The organism is Neobacillus niacini (assembly GCF_031456445.1).
Classification (GTDB): domain Bacteria; phylum Bacillota; class Bacilli; order Bacillales; family Cytobacillaceae; genus Neobacillus; species Neobacillus niacini_I.
Window position 1 is genome coordinate 51,441 of the sequence record NZ_JAVDUQ010000017.1, and the last position, 17,602, is coordinate 69,042.

Genomic DNA, 17,602 nt, shown 5'->3' on the forward strand with positions numbered 1-17,602 from the left:
TTCCAAAGGGGGGAAAGTATGACTTATCACCAGAGATTGTCGTTATTTATTGTAATTGATTCTTGTATAGTTTTAACAGCAATTTTCTTTAGCCGTTTTTTAGTAAATGGAACCTTTTATGTTGTAACCTTCCCGATTGTTTTAAGCTCAATTGTCATTTTATTGAGTCATTATTTCCTTTCATTTAAATTACACCTTTATAAAAAAGCTTTGGAATATGCAAGTGTGGGAGAATTATTAATCATCTTAAAGGTTGTTAGTATTTCGATTATAGTTGCAGCCCTTTCGCAACAACTAATCCTCCAAGAAACATTATATAGACTGCTATTTGTAACTTGGCTTCTTAATTTATCCTTAATTGGTGGTTCTCGTTTTTGCTGGAGAATGTACCGGGATTCCTATCTTGCTCCGGTGGAGAACAAAAAAAGAACTCTTATTGTTGGGGCCGGATCCGCAGGAGCGATGGTAGCGAGACAACTTCATCACAATCAGGAGGCAGACCTTCTTCCAGTTGGATTTATTGATGATGATGAGAAAAAACATCATTTAGATATTTTAGGAATACCGGTACTGGGAGGAGTTACTGAAATAGAAGAGATTGTGAAAGAGTTAGAGATTGATAATATTGTCATTGCGATTCCATCACTAAGTAAAAAGGAACTAAACTCTATTTTTCAAGAATGTGCCAAAACAAGAGCAAAAACGCAAATTTTGCCAATGCTTGAGGATTTAATGACAGGAAAGGTATCTGTTAAACAATTTCGCGATGTTCAGGTGGAGGATTTGCTGGGCAGGGAGCCTGTTGAGTTAGATATTAATAGTATTTCGGAGAATATCAAAGATAAGGTAGTTTTAGTCACAGGTGCTGGTGGATCAATTGGTTCAGAAATTTGCCGGCAAATCGCCAATTTTCATCCAGCAAAACTTATTCTCCTGGGGCATGGCGAAAACAGTATCTATTTGATTGAAATGGAATTAAAGGAGACGTTTAAACATACTCAAATTGAATTTATACCTGTAATAGCAGATATTCAAGATGCGAAGAAAATGATGTCGGTTATGAGTACATATCAACCAGATAGTGTTTATCATGCTGCTGCTCATAAACATGTCCCACTTATGGAGGCCAATCCGGAAGAGGCGATTAAAAATAATATAATCGGTACGATGAATACAGCAAAGACAGCGAGTTGGAATGGAGTAAAAACATTTGTAATGGTTTCGACTGATAAAGCTGTAAATCCGACCAGTGTAATGGGGTCAACAAAAAGGCTGACAGAAATGATGATTCAACATATGGACAAGGAAAGTCCTACTAAGTTTGTTACGGTTCGGTTTGGTAATGTCCTTGGCAGCAGAGGCAGTGTAATCCCATTGTTTAAAAGGCAAATTGAACAAGGTGGACCTGTCACTGTGACGCACCCGGATATGATTCGTTACTTTATGACGATTCCTGAAGCATCAAGATTGGTTCTTCAAGCAGGAGCACTTGCGAATGGTGGGGAAATCTTTGTTTTAGATATGGGGGAACCAGTAAAGATTGTGGATTTAGCGAAAAATTTAATTAAGCTTTCCGGTAATTCTATCGAAGAAATTGGAATCGAGTTTACAGGAATACGACCTGGAGAAAAATTATTTGAAGAATTATTAAAGAAAGATGAAGTTCATGATGAACAAATCTATCCGAAAATATATATTGGTAAAACTTCAGAGTTGCTTATTCGAGAAATCGAAGAAATCATTTCAATTTATTCAAGTTTAAGCCATGAGGAGATACGAGAAAAGCTTATCAAACTTGCTAATTATAAAGTAGAGACTAAGCAAAAATTATCAATCCCAGTATAAAGGTTATGAAATTGAAAAAAATTGATTATGGGTGGACGATATATGCATAAAAAAGTGCTTTTTTGTGCAACAGTGGATTACCACTTTAAAGCCTTCCACTTGCCGTACTTAAAATGGTTTAAAGAGCAAGGATGGGAGGTACATGTTGCCGCATCCGGGGGTTTGAAGCTTCCATATATAGATAAAAAATTTAATATACCAATCCAAAGATCTCCTTTCCATCAATTGAATATAACCGCTTACAAGGAACTTAAAGGAATTATTGAAAAGAATCAGTATAAAATTATCCATTGTCACACGCCGATGGGCGGAGTTCTGGCAAGAATAGCTGCACGTCATTCAAGAAAATTGGGGACAAAAGTAATTTATACGGCACATGGTTTCCACTTTTGCAAAGGTGCTCCGTTGCTAAATTGGATACTCTATTATCCGATTGAGAGATTTTTATCCAGGTATACGGATTGCCTGATTACCATTAATCAGGAAGATTTTAATCTTGCCACTTATCATAAATTTAAAGCAAAATCCATTAAACATGTACATGGTGTTGGCGTGAATACGGAGAAATTTCGGCCAGTAGAGAGTTCATTAAAAGCAGAATTAAGAAAAAATCATGGTTATGATGTCCATGATTTTTTAATGTTTTATGCAGCAGAATTTAATAAGAATAAAAATCAAAAATTATTAATTGAATCGTTGGCTTTAATTAAAGAACAAGTTCCCAATGCAAAGCTTTTGCTGGCTGGTGAGGGAGTGCTATTACAAGAATGTCAGGAACTTGCCCAAGAGCTGGGAATCAAGAACCAAGTTGAGTTTCTTGGATATAGGAATGATATTGAACAGCTGTTAAAACTCTCAGATGTTGCCGTAGCATCGAGCCTTCGTGAAGGGCTTCCGGTCAATATTATGGAAGCAATGGCATGCGGGTTGCCAGTAATTGCGAATAGTAATAGGGGACACAGGGAGTTAATTGAAAATAACTATAACGGTTGGATTATCGATAATCATCCGGAAGAGTTCTCACACAGGATCAAGACACTTGCAAATAATCATCAATTAAGGAATGAATTCGGGATTCAGGGGCGTAATATAATTCATTCAAAGTACAGCGTTTATAAGGTACTTGAAGAAAAAAGTAATATATACCGACATGAAATGGGAGAATTGGAGGATGTAAAGTGGGCAGTCCATTAAGGGTCTTACATGTGGTAGTCAATATGAACAGGGGCGGTGCAGAGACACTCCTCATGAATCTTTACCGTAATATTGATAGAGAGAAAGTTCAGTTTGACTTCTTAACATGTAAAAAAGGTGTATTTGATGCTGAAATAGAAAAATTGGGTGGAAAAATACATCGAATCCCATACATTTCTGAGGTAGGGCATTTCCGATATATAAAAGAATTAAAGAATTTTTTCACTGAAAATAACGATTATAAAATTGTTCATTCCCATATGGATAAGATGAGTGGTTTAGTTCTTCGAGAAGCAAATCGGGCTGGAATCCCCATCCGTATTTCTCATAGTCATAATACAAGCAGTGAAGGTGGAATAGTTGCAAAAATGTATAAATGGTATGCAGGCAAATGGATCCTGCCCAATGCTACGAATTTATTTGCATGCTCGAAAACTGCCGCAGAATGGTTATTTAAAAATAATGCAATTCCCATTCAAATCATTAAAAATGGCATTGAATGTGAAAAATTCTCCTTTTCACAGGTAACTAGAGAAGAGGTAAGAAGAGAATTAAATATCAAAAATAATCAATTAGTTTTAGGACACGTCGGCAGATTTAATCATCAGAAAAATCATGCATTTCTTATTCATTTATTTGAAAAGCATCACAAAATAAATCCAGACTCCGTTTTATTATTAATTGGGGATGGACCACTGCACTTGAATATTCAAAAGCAAGTTGAAGAGTTAAAAATTGTAGACCATGTTAAGTTTTTGGGAATCAGAAATGATATCCACCGGCTACTGCAATCGTTTGATTTATTTATTTTTCCATCTTTACACGAGGGGTTACCTGTTTCCTTAATTGAGGCGCAAGCAGCCGGATTGAAGTGTCTTATTTCTGAAAATATCTCCCATGAGGTAGATATGGGAAATAATTTAGTTGAATTCCTGCCGATAAATGATGAAAACATATGGGTACAGAAAATCACTAATAAAAAAGGAAATCGAAATAATTCAATAAATACCTTAGTCAAACATGGTTATGAGATAAAGGATACCGCAGTAAATATTGAAAAATTTTATTTAAACATATCGGGGTGAGCATACTTGAAATTAATAACGGTTTTTACTCCGACATTTAACAGGGCGTATTGCCTGCATAAATGCTATCAAAGCCTTGTTCGGCAAACAAGTAAGGATTTTATCTGGTTAATTATTGATGATGGATCTACCGATAATACAGCAGAATTAGTTAACAGTTGGATCAAAGAGAATACAATTGAAATTAGATATCATTGGCAAGAAAATCAGGGCATGCATGGTGCGCATAATACAGCCTATGAAATAATTAATACAGAGTTAAACGTTTGTATTGACTCTGATGATTATATGCCTGGGGAAGCAATTGAAAAAATAAAATCGTTTTGGGAAAAGTACAGAAATGATAAAGTAAGCGGAATTATTGGCCTGGATGCTTCTCCTGATGAAAGAATCATAGGAACAAAATTACCAAGTAACTTAGAGACTTCAACCTTGTTTGACCTTTATTATAAGCATGGAGTTAGTGGTGACAAAAAGCTTGTTTATCGAACGGAGTTAACAAGGAAATATCCCTACCCTATCTTTAAAAATGAGAAATATGTAGGTCTGGCCTATAAATATTATATGTTGGATAGAAAGTTTGAAATGCTATTAATGAATGAGGTCCTTTGTTATGTTGAATATCTACCCGATGGTTCATCACTTAATATGTTTAACCAGTATCGAAAGAATCCCAGAGGTTTTGCTTTCTACCGCAAAGAATTAATGAAATTGCCGTTTACAAGTTCAACATTTAAATTTAGGCAGGCCATTCATTTTGTCTCAAGTAGTTTAATGATAAAAAATTGGAATTTCTTAAATGAGACTCCTGCCAAAGGACTTACATTTATGGCAATCCCCTTTGGGGTATTATTATATTTTTTTATAAAAATGAAAACAAGGGCTGCCTTATACCATTAATCAAATGAAAATGACATTTTGAAAGGAATTTGACTATGACCATTCTATGGATTAATTTAGCCATAGTTTTTATTTTGTCCTTTTTTTCAAGATATTTTGCAGTTTCTGCAAATCAAAGCGTATCAGTTGTTCCCATCAAACCGAATAAAATTTTGGTTCTTGGAGTGATGCTAACTTTAGTACTTATTTCAGGGCTTAGATCAAATATTGGCGATACTTTTTTTTACAAACACTCCTATGAAACGAATAACTTTACTTGGGAGTTTATTCAATCTCAAAAAGATATAGGTTTTGGAATTCTTCAAATGATTCTAAAAAACTACTCAAATAATCCGCAAATTTTAATTTTTATAACCGCTGTAATCACCAATATTTTAATTGTAGGTGTATTATACAAATACTCAAGGATCTTTGAACTTAGCACCTATGTCTACATCACAGGTGGTTTATATCTAGTTTCCATGAATGGAATGAGGCAATGCCTGGCAGCAGCAATCATCTTTATCGGAACGAAATACCTTATTAATGGAAATTGGTTCAAATACATTTTAATTGTACTCTTTGCATCTGCCTTTCATGAAAGTGCATTAGTACTGATCCCAATTTACTTTATGGTAAGATTTAAAGCTTGGTCAAAAGCCACCGTTATTCTATTGGGGTTAGCTGTATTAATCGTTATCGGATTTGATAAATTTTCTGAAGTTTTATTTTCGGCCATTAAAGATACGGAGTTTGGGCATTACAAAAGCTTTAACGAAGGTGGAGCCAGCACGATGAGGGTTGCTGTATATGGAGCACCGCTTGTCATTGCTTACTTTGGAAGAGAAAAGCTAAGGAGAATTTTTCCTGAAAGTGACTATATTGTCAATATGGCCGTTATAGGGTTTGTGTTTATGATTGTGTCAACTCAAAACTGGATATTTGCAAGATTCTCGATTTACTTTAATTTGTACCAGCTTATTCTTATTTCTTGGATTATTAAATTAATTCATGAAAAGGATCAAAGATTTTTCTATTATTCTCTATTAGTTTGTTATCTTCTTTATTATTACTACGAGAGTGTAATATCTTTAAATATTAATTATTTAAGTGATTATATACAACTCGGGGGGTGAACAGGTTGAAACGAGCACCCAAAAGGATTTTACATATTGTCAGTGCAATGGACCGTGGCGGTGCAGAAACATTAATCATGAATATTTATCGCAATTTGGATCGGACAAAATTACAATTTGACTTTGTTGTGCATTCAAATAAAATCAATGATTTTGAAGAGGAAATCATAAAATTAGGCGGGAAAATATTTAAAATACCAAGTTTAGGGCAGCTTGGTCCTGTTAACTATATAAAAGATCTAATGAAGATTATGAAGTCTAATCATTATATTGCCATTCATTCCCATACAGACTATCAAAGTGGTTTCCCGGCATTAGCAGCGAAATTATCTGGGATAAAAAAACGTATTTGCCATTCCCACAGCAACAATTGGCCAAATGGAGGTCAGCTTAGTGAAAAGATGTCATTAAAGGTTTTGCAAAAAATCATTCGGTTTTCAGCAACGAACTATTGCAGCTGCAGCAAAGAAGCAGCACAGTTTTTATTTGGAAACAGGCTGGTCGATAGTGGAAAAGTTGGGATTTTTAAAAATGGAATTGATATTAGTGAGTTTACTAAAATAGAAGCAGATTCAAGAAATAGTGTTATTCGTGAATTAAAACTCCCGAATGATGCAAAAATTTTAGGGCATGTTGGAAGGTTCTCTGATTCAAAGAACCAAATTTTTGTATTAAACCTATTAAAGAAATTACTGGAAGATGACGAACGATATTGTGCATTGCTAATTGGTGATGGCCCATTAAAAGAACAAATGGAAGCTGAAGCAGAGAGGCTGGGAATTATTAAGCATGTAAAATTTATGGGAGTCCGAACAGATATTCCAAGGCTTATGAAAGCTTTTGACGTTTTTCTTTTTCCATCGAAATTTGAAGGATTCGGGATTGTTGTTTTGGAGGCCCAATCTGCCGGTACTCCATGTGTTTTATCCGCGGCTGTACCTAAAATGACGGATATGGGATTAGGCTTAACGACTTTTGTTGATCTTAAAGAAAGTCTTGAAGTTTGGTGCCAGAAGGTAAAGGAATCGATTAATAAGGAACGACCTAATAGTGGACTTATTATGGAAACGATATCTGAAAAGGGCTATAACATTCAAAGTAACGTTAATGAGTGGATTGATTTATATGGTGCTAGTTAGTTTTTTGATTCAATTTAGGCGAGGGATTACATAATGAAGAAAAAAATTTTAATTTCATCTTTTGATTTAGCAATTGGCGGTGTGGAAAGAAGTCTTATCGGCCTATTATGTCAAATTGATTACAGCAAATATGATGTTGATTTAATGTTATTTAAGCATGAGGGGGAATTCCTTTCATTTCTGCCGGCTGGTCCCAATCTGCTTCCGGAAATGGCAGCCTATACAACCTTTAGAATGCCAATTGCTCAGATTGCAAAAAAAGGACATTATCAAATTGCTATTTCTAGAACAATGGCAAAATTAATTGGTTCCTTTTATGGAAAAATAAAAAATTTCGATGAACCAGGCTATCTTGTTATTCAATATGGCTGGGAAATATCGAACACATTCTTGCCTAAATTAAATAAAGAATATGATGTGGCCATAGGATTCCTATGGCCACATCATTTTATCGGGGAAAAGGTAAAAGCCAAAAAAAGGATTGGCTGGATTCATACGGACTATTCTAATATAAGTTTAAATAAAAAATTGGAATCCAGGATGTGGAACAAGCTTGATCAAATCGTTGCGGTTTCAGATGAATGTTCAAATACGTTTATAAATATATTTCCTGAGTTAAGACAGAAAACAACAGTAATCGAAAACATTCTTTCACCAGCACTTGTTAGGAAGCAGGCAAATGAACAAGTACCGAAAGAAATAAAAAAGACAATGGGGAAAACAATCTTGTTAACAGTGGGCAGGCTTTCCTATGCGAAAGGCTTAGATCATGCTATCAAAGCATGTAAGGAATTGGTGAAAGAAGGATATGATGTCGAATGGTATGTGGTTGGTTATGGTCCTTTAGAGAATGAACTTAAAGAACTTATTAAACAATTAGATTTGTCAGACCGTTTTCACTTATTAGGTAAAAAAACAAATCCATATCCTTATATGAAAGCCTGTGATATTTATGTTCAGCCTTCAAGGTATGAGGGGAAAGCGGTAACGATCAGAGAGGCGCAAATATTAGGGAAGCCGGTTGTAATAACGAATTTTCCAACTGCTAAAAGCCAAGCAACAGATAGCATTGATGCACTAATTACAACACAAGATGTACCTGGAATTATAAATGGAATTAAAAGATTACTGGATGATGATCAGCTGAAAAATAAACTGATCACAAACACTCTGTCGATGGATTATGGAAACGAAAACGAGATTGAAAAATTGTATAAGGTAATTGAAACATAAATAGGGAGGTGATTTTATGGCTATTTTAGTTACCGGAGGAGCAGGATACATAGGCAGCCATACATGTGTAGAACTATTGAATGCTGGTTATGAAATTGTTGTTATTGATAATTTCATTAATAGTAAACCAGAGTCATTAAAACGGATAAGCGAGATTACTGGAAAGTACTTCAAATTTTATCAAGTTGATCTTCTTGAAGAGAAAAGGGTTCAAAATATATTTACTGAGAATGATATTGAAGCGGTCATTCACTTTGCCGGTCTTAAAGCGGTTGGAGAGTCAGTCAACATTCCCCTTAAATACTATCATAATAACATTACGGGAACCCTTGTCCTGTGTAATACAATGAAAAGCCATAATGTCAAAAATTTGGTTTTCAGTTCATCAGCAACTGTTTATGGAATGCCGGAGCGTTTTCCCATTTCAGAGGATTTTCCTCTAGGTGCATTGAATCCTTATGGTCGAACAAAACTAATGACTGAAGATATTCTTCAGGATTTATTTGTTTCTGACCATGAATGGAGTATTGCATTATTAAGATACTTCAACCCAATAGGGGCTCATAAAAGCGGTTTAATTGGGGAAGATCCAAATGGCATACCCAATAATCTGATGCCATATATCACACAGGTAGCAGTTGGAAAACTAAAAGAATTAAATGTTTTTGGAATTCAATATCCAACGATTGATGGAACGGGTGTCCGGGATTATATTCATGTAGTAGATTTGGCTAAAGGGCATTTAAAAGCATTGGAAAGAGTTTCGAAGACAACTGGGATTGAAGCCTATAATCTTGGAACTGGGAAAGGATATAGTGTTTTAGAAATGATAAATGCTTTTGAAAAAGCATCTAAGAAAAGTGTTCCATATAAAATCGTGGAGCCAAGGCCAGGTGATGTTGCGGTTTGTTATGCAGACCCAATAAAAGCGAAATTAGATCTTGAATGGGAAGCGGAGAAAGGGATTGAAGAAATGTGTGCAGATTCCTGGCGGTGGCAGGAAAACAATCCAAATGGATATGAAAATAAAATAGCGCAAGTAAAAAATCTCCACGAATCCAAAAGTGGGGATTTTTTTATTAAAAGTTAATAAGCAGTAAGAGAGGTTTGAAACATGGCATTATCCGAAACACTAACACAACAGAAATTTGCAGAGATCCTAACCATGGTTTATCAAATAGGGCAGGATTCAAAGACTATCAACATAACTGATTTTATTGAAGAAATAAAACAACAAGTATTAGCGGAGGGAAAATAATGTTTTGGGGGAAAGCCAGTAATGAAGCGATTGTTTGATTTTATGGTTTCATTTTTATTATTTTTCTTATTTTTCCCCTTTTTTCTTATTTTTGCTTTATTAGTAAGGATTAAGTTAGGTTCACCGATCATCTTTAAACAGCAGCGTCCAGGACTATATGGAAAACCCTTTTACCTTTATAAACTGCGAACCATGACAGAAGAAAAAGATGCGAAAGGGAGATTATTGCCTGACGATAAAAGATTAACTCCTTTTGGCAAATTCTTAAGAAAATACAGCTTGGACGAATATCCCCAGTTAATCAACGTAATGAAGGGGGATTTAAGTTTAGTTGGTCCTAGGCCGCTTTTAATGGAGTATCTCCTGCTTTATACAAAAGAACAAGCAAAACGCCATAATGTCAGACCTGGAATAACCGGATGGGCACAGGTAAATGGTCGTAATGCCATTTCGTGGGAAGAAAAGTTTCAATTGGATGTCTGGTATGTAAGCAACCACTCCTTCTTCTTGGATATGAAAATATTATTTTTAACATTGTTTAAAGTACTTAAGTCTGAAGGGATAAACCAACCTGGAAACGCAACGATGGAAAGTTTCACCGGCTCAAAATCAACGGAGAGAGGAGGGCACGGATGAAGATTGCAATGATTGGCCGAGGTGGGCATAGTAAAGTAATTTCCGAAATGATCCGTACAAACGAAAATTATCAGATTGTTGCCTATTTGGATGATAAATATGAAAATGTCATATTAATGGAAAATATCTTTTGCGGGCCGATTTCATCCATAAATAAACTATTAAAATATGATCCAAATATTAAATTCATCATCGCGATAGGCAACAATAAAACGAGGAAATTAATTGTGGAAAAACTAAATCTCACTAATGAGTATTATGTAACGATTATTCACAAATCTTCTATTATAAGCAATTGTTCCAAGATTGGTAATGGTACAGTTATTATGCCTGGCTCAGTCATAAACGCTGATGCTGAAATCGGCGATCATTCCATTATCAATACAGGTGCTGTCATTGAACATGACTGTGTTATTGGTAACTTTACTCATGTGTGCCCAGGGGCGACTTTAACAGGTACTGTCAATGTTGAACTAGGAGCCTTTGTTGGAGCAGGGGCAACCGTTATTCCAAATATAAGAGTTGGTGAGTGGGCCACCATTGGTGCAGGGGCAACGGTTATTCAAAATGTTCCATCTTATTGTACAGCGGTGGGGAATCCGGCAAAAGTAGTAAACAATAATTTAAGTCTGAAGGTGAATTAATTGTTAAATACAACCTTTAAAAAGAGGATCTATCTATCTGCTCCCCACATGAGCGGAAACGAGCAAAAGTATATTCAAGAAGCATTTGAAACAAACTGGATTGCGCCATTAGGACCCAATGTTGATGCTTTTGAAAAAGAAATAGCACATTATGTAGGAGCCAATGAGGCTGTTGCCGTTAGTTCAGGAACTGCAGCGATTCATTTGGCTCTTTCTTTATTGGATGTACAAAAGGGTGATAAAGTTTTCTGCTCAAGCCTTACTTTTATTGCAAGTGCAAATCCGATTATCTATCAGGGAGCAGAACCGGTTTTCATTGATTCTGAACCAGAGACGTGGAATATGTCTCCTCGAGCTCTTGAAAAAGCTTTCCAAGATGCTTTAAGGGAGGGCAAGTTACCCAAAGCGGTTATTGTAGTGAATTTATATGGTCAAAGTGCCAAAATGGATGAAATTATATCCATTTGTAATTATTATGAGGTTCCTATTATTGAAGATGCTGCTGAATCTCTTGGCTCGAGTTATAAAGGAAAACCTAGCGGGACTTTTGGGAAGTTTGGGATTTATTCATTTAATGGCAATAAAATCATTACAACGTCCGGTGGTGGGATGCTTATTTCCAATGATCATGAAGCGATCCATAAAGCCCGCTTTTTAGCAACTCAAGCGAGGGATCCAGCACCACACTACCAACACAGTAAACTTGGCTACAATTATCGAATGAGCAATATATTAGCGGGGATTGGCAGAGGGCAATTAGAGGTATTGGAAGATAGGGTAAATGCAAAGAGAGATATTTTTAAAAGATATGTTCAAGAGCTAGCCTCGGTACCTGGAGTATACTTCATGCATGAATTAGATGACACACAATCTAACCGCTGGTTAACTTCACTAACAATTGACGAGAGAGAAGCCGGGGTATCTGTTAAAGATTTATTAAGTAGGTTAATGGAAGAAAATATTGAGGCTCGACCAGTTTGGAAACCGCTTCATCTGCAGCCTATATTTCATGGAATTACCTATTATCCACATAATGAAAGGGAAAATGTTTCAGAAGATTTATTTAGAAGCGGGATTTGTTTACCTTCTGGAACGAGTATGACGGAAGAGGAGCAAACAAGAACGATCCATTGTATTAAGAAGGCAATAAAACAAAGAGTATAAAGGAAGAGGTGTGCTTTTTAACTTCACCAATATTTTTGGAAAAAACGGGGTATGTGTGAATGCTAGGAGAAATTATCTATGATTTACGGAAAAAAAGGGGATATTCTCTTTCCGAACTGTCGGAGAAGGCGAATATCTCTAAATCTTATTTAAGTAATATTGAAAGGAATTTAAATCGAAATCCATCCATACAAGTTTTACGAAAAATAGCCCAGGTGTTGAATGTGGATATGAAGACATTATTACAAGAAAACGGCGATGAGAAAGAACCGCTCCATGATAAGGAATTAATCGAGTTAGTAAACGAACTGAAAGAATCTGGAATAGAAAAAAACGAATATAAAACACTAATTGAATTTATTAAGTGGCAGAATCAGAATTTTGAAACAAAAAAATAGGTATTAAAAGATGTCTTTCTTAAACCTTTCTGAATCTGACCGACTTTCAACAATAAATTATATAAAAAAATTGAAGGCGGGCGGATAAATGTGAATCCAAAGGTAAGTGTTATCGTTCCAATTTATAAGGTAGAAAAATATCTTTCGAGATGTATTGAAAGTATTTTAAAGCAAACCTATACAAATTTGGAGATTATTTTAGTAGATGATGGCTCACCCGATCAATGCGGTAAAATTGCAGAACAATATGCCGAGAGGGATAAACGGATAAAAGTGTTCCACAAAAAAAACGGCGGCTTATCCGATGCAAGGAATTTTGGAATGCAATTTACAACGGGAGAATACACGATGTTTGTGGATAGTGATGATTGGTTAAAGGAAAGTATGGTTGAGAATATGGTTTATGCAAGTAAGAAGTACAATGCTGATGTAGTGCAATCAGCTTTTTATTATGCATATGATCAACACCTGCTTTTTGATAATCGTATTTATTCTCAAAATGATCCTCCTGTTGTTTTGGATAATAAAGCATTGATGAGGGAGCTTGTTATTAATGAAACGGTTAAAAACTTCGCTTGGGGTAAACTTTATAAAACGAAAATGATAAAAAATCTTGCTTTTAAAAAGGGCGTTCTTTTTGAAGATGTTTTTTGGGCGCATAAAGTTATGCAAAGGGTTAACATTTTCGTCATCCTAAATACACCGCTGTATTACTATTACCAGCGTGATGATAGTATTGTTGCAAACTATTCGATAAGGAATTTGGATATTATCAAAGGTCTAAAAGAAAGGCATAGCTTTATTGAAGAAAATTATAGTGATCTTACAAAAGAGTCGTATAAATTACTCCTTAAAACATCTTTAGTTCATTATAATCTTCTGTTACAAAACAGGAAAAAAGATCAAGGTGCTTTGGGTAGAAAGGAAATTCAACAATATATTAAAAGGAATTTTCCTGCATTATTAAAAGCTGTGGAGGATGAAAAACACTTAAAACAACAGCTAGTTTTATTTAAAATCAACCCTTACCTTAACGTATTATACCTTTTTCTCTATAAGGTGTTACTTAAATTAAGGGTACCTTCTCGCCCTAGTGGATTAGAGAAAATAAATCTTCATTGAGTAAAGATATAAAGTCAGCAGCTCCTAGTTGATTGGAGATGCTTTTTTTGTAACGGGGGCGTTTTAATTGTTAAAAAAATATCTGGCGTTAGCTGTTATGTATTTATTTAATTGTTTTCCAATAAAGAAAAATAAAATCTTCTTATATAGCTATTATGGAAGTCAATATGGCTGCAATCCGAAATACATTACTGAATACATTCTTAGAAATTACTCAAATAATATGTTTGATATAGTATGGGCTTTTAATACTATGCAAAATAAAGAGCAATTAAACGGATTTCGGAAGGTAAAGACGATGTCTTTAAGATATTTTTATGAATTGTGCACATCGAAAGTAGTAATTACCAATTTTAGAACCACGGATTTATATATTAAAAGAAAACATCAATATTACATACAAACTTGGCACAGTTCTTTACGGTTAAAAAAAATCGAACAGGATGCGTTGAATTCTTTACCAACGGAATATATCAGTATGGCAAAAAAGGATTCATTAAAATGTGACCTTTTGCTATCAGGATGTGAATTTAGTACCCGAATTTTTGAGCGAGCATTTTGGTATAAAGGTAAAATCTTTGAACATGGAACACCCCGAAATGATGTTTTGTTTAGTAGAAATTCTTATTTAAGGGAAAAAGTCTTTTCTGAATTAAAGATTAAAAGTAATAAAAAAATTGTGTTATACGCGCCTACCTTTAGAAAGGATAATCGTTTAGATGTTTACAACTTAAATTACTCAGAAGCCTTAGAAAAATTGAAAAGTAAGTTTAAGGGAGAATGGATCTTCTTAGTTAGACTTCACCCACATTTATTATCGAAATCTTATGAATTAGTAATGGGTGATGATGTAATTGATGTGACTGCTTATGATGACATACAGGAACTTTTAAGTATTACAGATGTCTTAATAACGGATTATTCATCATTGATGTTTGATTTTTTAATAACAAAACGACCGTGCTTCTTATATATACCTGATATCAAGGAATATGAAAAAAATGATAGAGATTTATATTTTGAAATTAAGGAACTTCCTTTTCTAAGCTCTGTAAATAACCTAGAACTACTCTTTCAAATTGAACATTTTAATGAAAAAGAATATCAACAATTCTTAAATAGATTTTTAAAGAGTGTTGGGTCATTTGAAAAAGGAAATGCAAGTCAAAAATTGATCATGCACTTAGAGGAAATTTGCTTTGGTAAAAATGGGGGGAATTATAATGCAAAAAAAGCCATATAAAATTGGATATACAGCAGGTGTATTTGATTTATTTCATGTTGGACATCTAAATATTTTAAGAAGAGCAAAGGAACAGTGCGAATATCTTATCGTTGGTGTAAGTACAGATGAATTAGTTATGGAATACAAAAATAAGCAGCCAGTTATTCCTCATCACGAAAGAATTGAAATCGTTGAAGGTATAAAATATGTTGACCGGGTTGTCCCACAGATTAATCGAGATAAGTTTTCTGCATGGGAGGTCTTACAATTCGATGCTATGTTTGTAGGTGACGATTGGAAAGGTAATTCCCTTTTTAGTGGGGTTGAAATGAAGTTTAAACAGGTGGGGGTTGATGTAATTTATTTTCCTTATACGGAGGGCGTTTCATCAACCATAGTTAAACAAAAAATAACATTATGAGAAGTGGGAATAGAAACTATGAAACCTGCCATTAGTATTATTATACCAGTCCATAATACTGAAGCTTACATTAGCGGATGTCTAGAAAGTATTCTTACACAAACCTTTGAAAACTTTGAGGTAATTCTTATAAATGATGGATCGACTGATAAAAGTGGAGCAATCTGTGACAAATATGCCGAGTTGGATAGTAGGGTAAAAGTAATTCACAAAGGATATGGTGGAGTTAGTTCGGCAAGAAATACCGGGGTGAAATTTGCACAAGGGGAATATATTGGCTTTGTTGATGGTGATGATTATATTGATAAAAATATGTACAAAGAGCTTTACGATTTATGCGAAAAAACTAAAAGTGATATTTCAATCTGTAAATTGGGTAGAAAAGTAAATGGAAAATTAATAAATGAGGGTCAAGATTCTTTTATTAAGGAGATGGAAAATAAGGAAGCAATGCGTGAGCTCTTTAAAGGAGTCTTATACAGGTTTTCACTATGTAATAAACTTTTTAAAAGAAAATGCTTTGAAAATATTCATTTTCCTGAGGACCGTATTCATGAAGATTTATCGACGACATATAGGTTTTTTGCCAATGCTGAAAAAGTAGTTTACACGAATAATATCGGATATATATATGTAAAGCGGGAAAATAGCATATTAACTACAAAATATCACGAAAAAAGATTAGATGCATTTATTGGATGGGATGAAATTTTAGAATTTATGGAGAAGCACTATCCTCAATTATCAAATGAGTATATATCAAGTTTTGTATACGGATGTGTTGATAATATTTACTACATCTTAGATCAAGTTAAGAATAAAGAGGATGTAAAAAGGTACATTACAAATCTTCAACATTATGTTCAAAAATACTATAAGTTAATTTTAACTAATAATTCTTTAACCATAAAATATAAATATTTAATAACTTTATTAAACTATAGCATTGGGTTATTACTACTATCAAATAGGATTAATAAACTTTTTAGATCAAAGTGAAGGGATAAACAATGTTATGAAGATGCAATTATTATTTGTTATAGATTCATTAGATTGTGCAGGTGCAGAAAAGAGTTTAGTCACACTTTTATCACTATTAGATTACTCTAATTACTCAGTTGACCTAATGTTATTTGGACACGGCGGTGTGTTGGAGGAACTTGTTCCAAAAGAGGTGAATATTTTAGAACCGCTAAAGTATACAGGATTTGCTGCTTTAAACTTGTTTGATGCATTAAAACATACTGCGGGAAATTTTAACTTTAAATTACTATCTTCTAGGATGAAGTATTCTGTTGGTATTAGAAAGAAAAAATATAGCAACGCTCAGAAGGCAAGGATTTACTGGCAAAGTGTTTCAAATGTAATTGAGAATAATCCGAAAGAATACGATATCGCTATTAGTTATGCTCAAGGTGTTCCAACTTTTTATGTAGCTGAAAAAGTAAAGGCGAAAAGGAAATTTGCATGGGTTAATGTTAGCTATCGCTTAGATGAATTTGAAAAGAGATTTCAAGAAGAATATTATAAACAATTCAATAAAATTGTAGCTGTCTCAGATTCTACAAAAGAAATTTTACTAGAGACATTTCCAGAATACTCAAATAAAGTTGAGGTGATTTACGATATCAATAATCCAGTTTTTATTTCTAAAATGGCTGAATTGGAGGGGGGATATAAGGATAAAATTGATGGAATTAGGATTTTAACAATTGGAAGACTAGCTCAACAAAAAGGTTATGATATTGCACTTGAAACCTGTAAAAAACTTAAAGAAAATGGTATTCAATTTAAATGGTATGCTTTGGGAAAAGGTCCGTTAAAAGAGGAAATTAAAAAATTTATTATAGAAAATAATCTATCTGAGCACTTTATATTGTTAGGTGTAAAAGCAAATCCTTATCCGTATATAAAAAATGCTGACCTTTACGTTCAGACTTCAAAGTATGAGGGTTTTGGACTTGCGATAGCAGAGGCTCGGATGCTGAACATACCAGTAGTTACGACGAGATTTGATGCTGTATACAATCAAATGGTTGACGGGAAAAATGGATTAGTCGTTGATATGAACGCCAAAGCAGTTTATGAAGGGATTTTAAAGCTGATCGAGGATAAGTACTTGAAGGAAAACATTGTTCAATATTTGCGATTTGAAAAGAAAGGGAATGTTGAAGAGATTGAAAAATTTTATAAATTAATCGGATAAAAGAAGGTTGAGTTAAG

At 34.2% G+C, this 17,602-nt stretch carries 18 protein-coding genes; all 18 read left to right on the forward strand.

The window, feature by feature from the left end; translation table 11 throughout:
• Nucleotides 1-18 precede the first annotated feature (18 nt).
• The 18 genes from J2Y67_RS14990 (at nt 19) to J2Y67_RS15075 (ending at nt 17,585) form a co-directional block, all read left to right on the forward strand.
• A complete protein-coding gene (locus tag J2Y67_RS14990) occupies nt 19-1,845 on the forward strand; it encodes a polysaccharide biosynthesis protein (RefSeq protein ID WP_310175372.1) in 1,827 nt (608 codons plus the stop codon).
• A gap of 42 nt (nt 1,846-1,887) precedes the next feature.
• A complete protein-coding gene (locus J2Y67_RS14995; RefSeq protein WP_310175374.1) occupies nt 1,888-3,039 on the forward strand; it encodes a glycosyltransferase family 4 protein in 1,152 nt (383 codons plus the stop codon).
• Entirely contained in the window at nt 3,024-4,124 is a 1,101-nt protein-coding gene (locus tag J2Y67_RS15000; RefSeq protein ID WP_310175376.1) for a glycosyltransferase family 1 protein, read from the forward strand. Before J2Y67_RS14995 ends, J2Y67_RS15000 begins: the two co-directional genes overlap by 16 nt.
• Before the next feature lie 6 nt (nt 4,125-4,130).
• Nucleotides 4,131-5,024 (forward strand): glycosyltransferase family 2 protein, encoded by an 894-nt coding sequence (locus J2Y67_RS15005; RefSeq protein WP_310175378.1) that lies wholly within the window; start codon nt 4,131-4,133, stop codon nt 5,022-5,024.
• Between the two features lie 35 nt (nt 5,025-5,059).
• Nucleotides 5,060-6,139, forward strand: coding sequence for an EpsG family protein (locus tag J2Y67_RS15010; protein WP_310175379.1), 1,080 nt, complete (start codon nt 5,060-5,062; stop codon nt 6,137-6,139).
• Nucleotides 6,140-6,186: 47 nt separating this feature from the next.
• A complete protein-coding gene (locus J2Y67_RS15015; protein WP_310175452.1) occupies nt 6,187-7,278 on the forward strand; it encodes a glycosyltransferase family 1 protein in 1,092 nt (363 codons plus the stop codon).
• 30 nt (nt 7,279-7,308) lie between these two features.
• Nucleotides 7,309-8,511: a glycosyltransferase gene (locus tag J2Y67_RS15020; protein WP_310175454.1), complete on the forward strand. Its 1,203-nt coding sequence runs from the start codon at nt 7,309-7,311 to the stop codon at nt 8,509-8,511.
• Between the two features lie 16 nt (nt 8,512-8,527).
• Entirely contained in the window at nt 8,528-9,601 is a 1,074-nt protein-coding gene (galE, locus tag J2Y67_RS15025) for a UDP-glucose 4-epimerase GalE (protein WP_310175381.1), read from the forward strand.
• 24 nt (nt 9,602-9,625) lie between these two features.
• A complete protein-coding gene (locus J2Y67_RS15030; RefSeq protein ID WP_310175383.1) occupies nt 9,626-9,769 on the forward strand; it encodes a hypothetical protein in 144 nt (47 codons plus the stop codon).
• A 21-nt stretch (nt 9,770-9,790) separates the two neighbouring features.
• On the forward strand, nt 9,791-10,405 hold the full coding sequence (locus tag J2Y67_RS15035; protein WP_310175384.1) for a sugar transferase: 615 nt from the start codon (nt 9,791-9,793) through the stop codon (nt 10,403-10,405).
• Nucleotides 10,402-11,049 carry an acetyltransferase gene (locus tag J2Y67_RS15040; RefSeq protein ID WP_310175386.1) on the forward strand — a complete coding sequence of 216 codons (648 nt, stop codon included), beginning with the start codon at nt 10,402-10,404 and terminating at the stop codon, nt 11,047-11,049. The genes J2Y67_RS15035 and J2Y67_RS15040 overlap by 4 nt, the downstream gene beginning before the upstream one ends.
• A gap of 48 nt (nt 11,050-11,097) precedes the next feature.
• Nucleotides 11,098-12,213 carry a DegT/DnrJ/EryC1/StrS family aminotransferase gene (locus J2Y67_RS15045; RefSeq protein ID WP_396954081.1) on the forward strand — a complete coding sequence of 372 codons (1,116 nt, stop codon included), beginning with the start codon at nt 11,098-11,100 and terminating at the stop codon, nt 12,211-12,213.
• Between the two features lie 59 nt (nt 12,214-12,272).
• On the forward strand, nt 12,273-12,611 hold the full coding sequence (locus tag J2Y67_RS15050; protein ID WP_310175390.1) for a helix-turn-helix domain-containing protein: 339 nt from the start codon (nt 12,273-12,275) through the stop codon (nt 12,609-12,611).
• A 90-nt stretch (nt 12,612-12,701) separates the two neighbouring features.
• Nucleotides 12,702-13,733, forward strand: coding sequence for a glycosyltransferase family 2 protein (locus J2Y67_RS15055; protein WP_310175392.1), 1,032 nt, complete (start codon nt 12,702-12,704; stop codon nt 13,731-13,733).
• A gap of 67 nt (nt 13,734-13,800) precedes the next feature.
• Nucleotides 13,801-14,976 carry a CDP-glycerol glycerophosphotransferase family protein gene (locus J2Y67_RS15060; RefSeq protein ID WP_310175394.1) on the forward strand — a complete coding sequence of 392 codons (1,176 nt, stop codon included), beginning with the start codon at nt 13,801-13,803 and terminating at the stop codon, nt 14,974-14,976.
• Nucleotides 14,957-15,379, forward strand: a complete 423-nt coding sequence (locus tag J2Y67_RS15065) for an FAD synthase family protein (protein WP_310175396.1) — start codon at nt 14,957-14,959, stop codon at nt 15,377-15,379. The genes J2Y67_RS15060 and J2Y67_RS15065 overlap by 20 nt, the downstream gene beginning before the upstream one ends.
• Before the next feature lie 3 nt (nt 15,380-15,382).
• Nucleotides 15,383-16,378, forward strand: coding sequence for a glycosyltransferase family 2 protein (locus tag J2Y67_RS15070; RefSeq protein ID WP_310175397.1), 996 nt, complete (start codon nt 15,383-15,385; stop codon nt 16,376-16,378).
• Nucleotides 16,326-17,585: a glycosyltransferase gene (locus J2Y67_RS15075; RefSeq protein ID WP_310175399.1), complete on the forward strand. Its 1,260-nt coding sequence runs from the start codon at nt 16,326-16,328 to the stop codon at nt 17,583-17,585. The genes J2Y67_RS15070 and J2Y67_RS15075 overlap by 53 nt, the downstream gene beginning before the upstream one ends.
• Nucleotides 17,586-17,602: the final 17 nt, after the last annotated feature.

Bases quoted from the DNA above. Each gene is read 5' to 3' on its own strand.
- J2Y67_RS15050 (WP_310175390.1), top strand. From the start codon at position 12,273: ATGCTAGGAGAAATTATCTATGATTTACGGAAAAAAAGGGGATATTCT.
- galE (WP_310175381.1), top strand. From the start codon at position 8,528: ATGGCTATTTTAGTTACCGGAGGAGCAGGATACATAGGCAGCCATACA.
- J2Y67_RS15010 (WP_310175379.1), top strand. From the start codon at position 5,060: ATGACCATTCTATGGATTAATTTAGCCATAGTTTTTATTTTGTCCTTT.
- J2Y67_RS15065 (WP_310175396.1), top strand. From the start codon at position 14,957: ATGCAAAAAAAGCCATATAAAATTGGATATACAGCAGGTGTATTTGAT.
- J2Y67_RS14995 (WP_310175374.1), top strand. From the start codon at position 1,888: ATGCATAAAAAAGTGCTTTTTTGTGCAACAGTGGATTACCACTTTAAA.
- J2Y67_RS15035 (WP_310175384.1), top strand. From the start codon at position 9,791: ATGAAGCGATTGTTTGATTTTATGGTTTCATTTTTATTATTTTTCTTA.
- J2Y67_RS15030 (WP_310175383.1), top strand. From the start codon at position 9,626: ATGGCATTATCCGAAACACTAACACAACAGAAATTTGCAGAGATCCTA.
- J2Y67_RS15045 (WP_396954081.1), top strand. From the start codon at position 11,098: ATGAGCGGAAACGAGCAAAAGTATATTCAAGAAGCATTTGAAACAAAC.
- J2Y67_RS14990 (WP_310175372.1), top strand. From the start codon at position 19: ATGACTTATCACCAGAGATTGTCGTTATTTATTGTAATTGATTCTTGT.
- J2Y67_RS15015 (WP_310175452.1), top strand. From the start codon at position 6,187: ATGGACCGTGGCGGTGCAGAAACATTAATCATGAATATTTATCGCAAT.
- J2Y67_RS15040 (WP_310175386.1), top strand. From the start codon at position 10,402: ATGAAGATTGCAATGATTGGCCGAGGTGGGCATAGTAAAGTAATTTCC.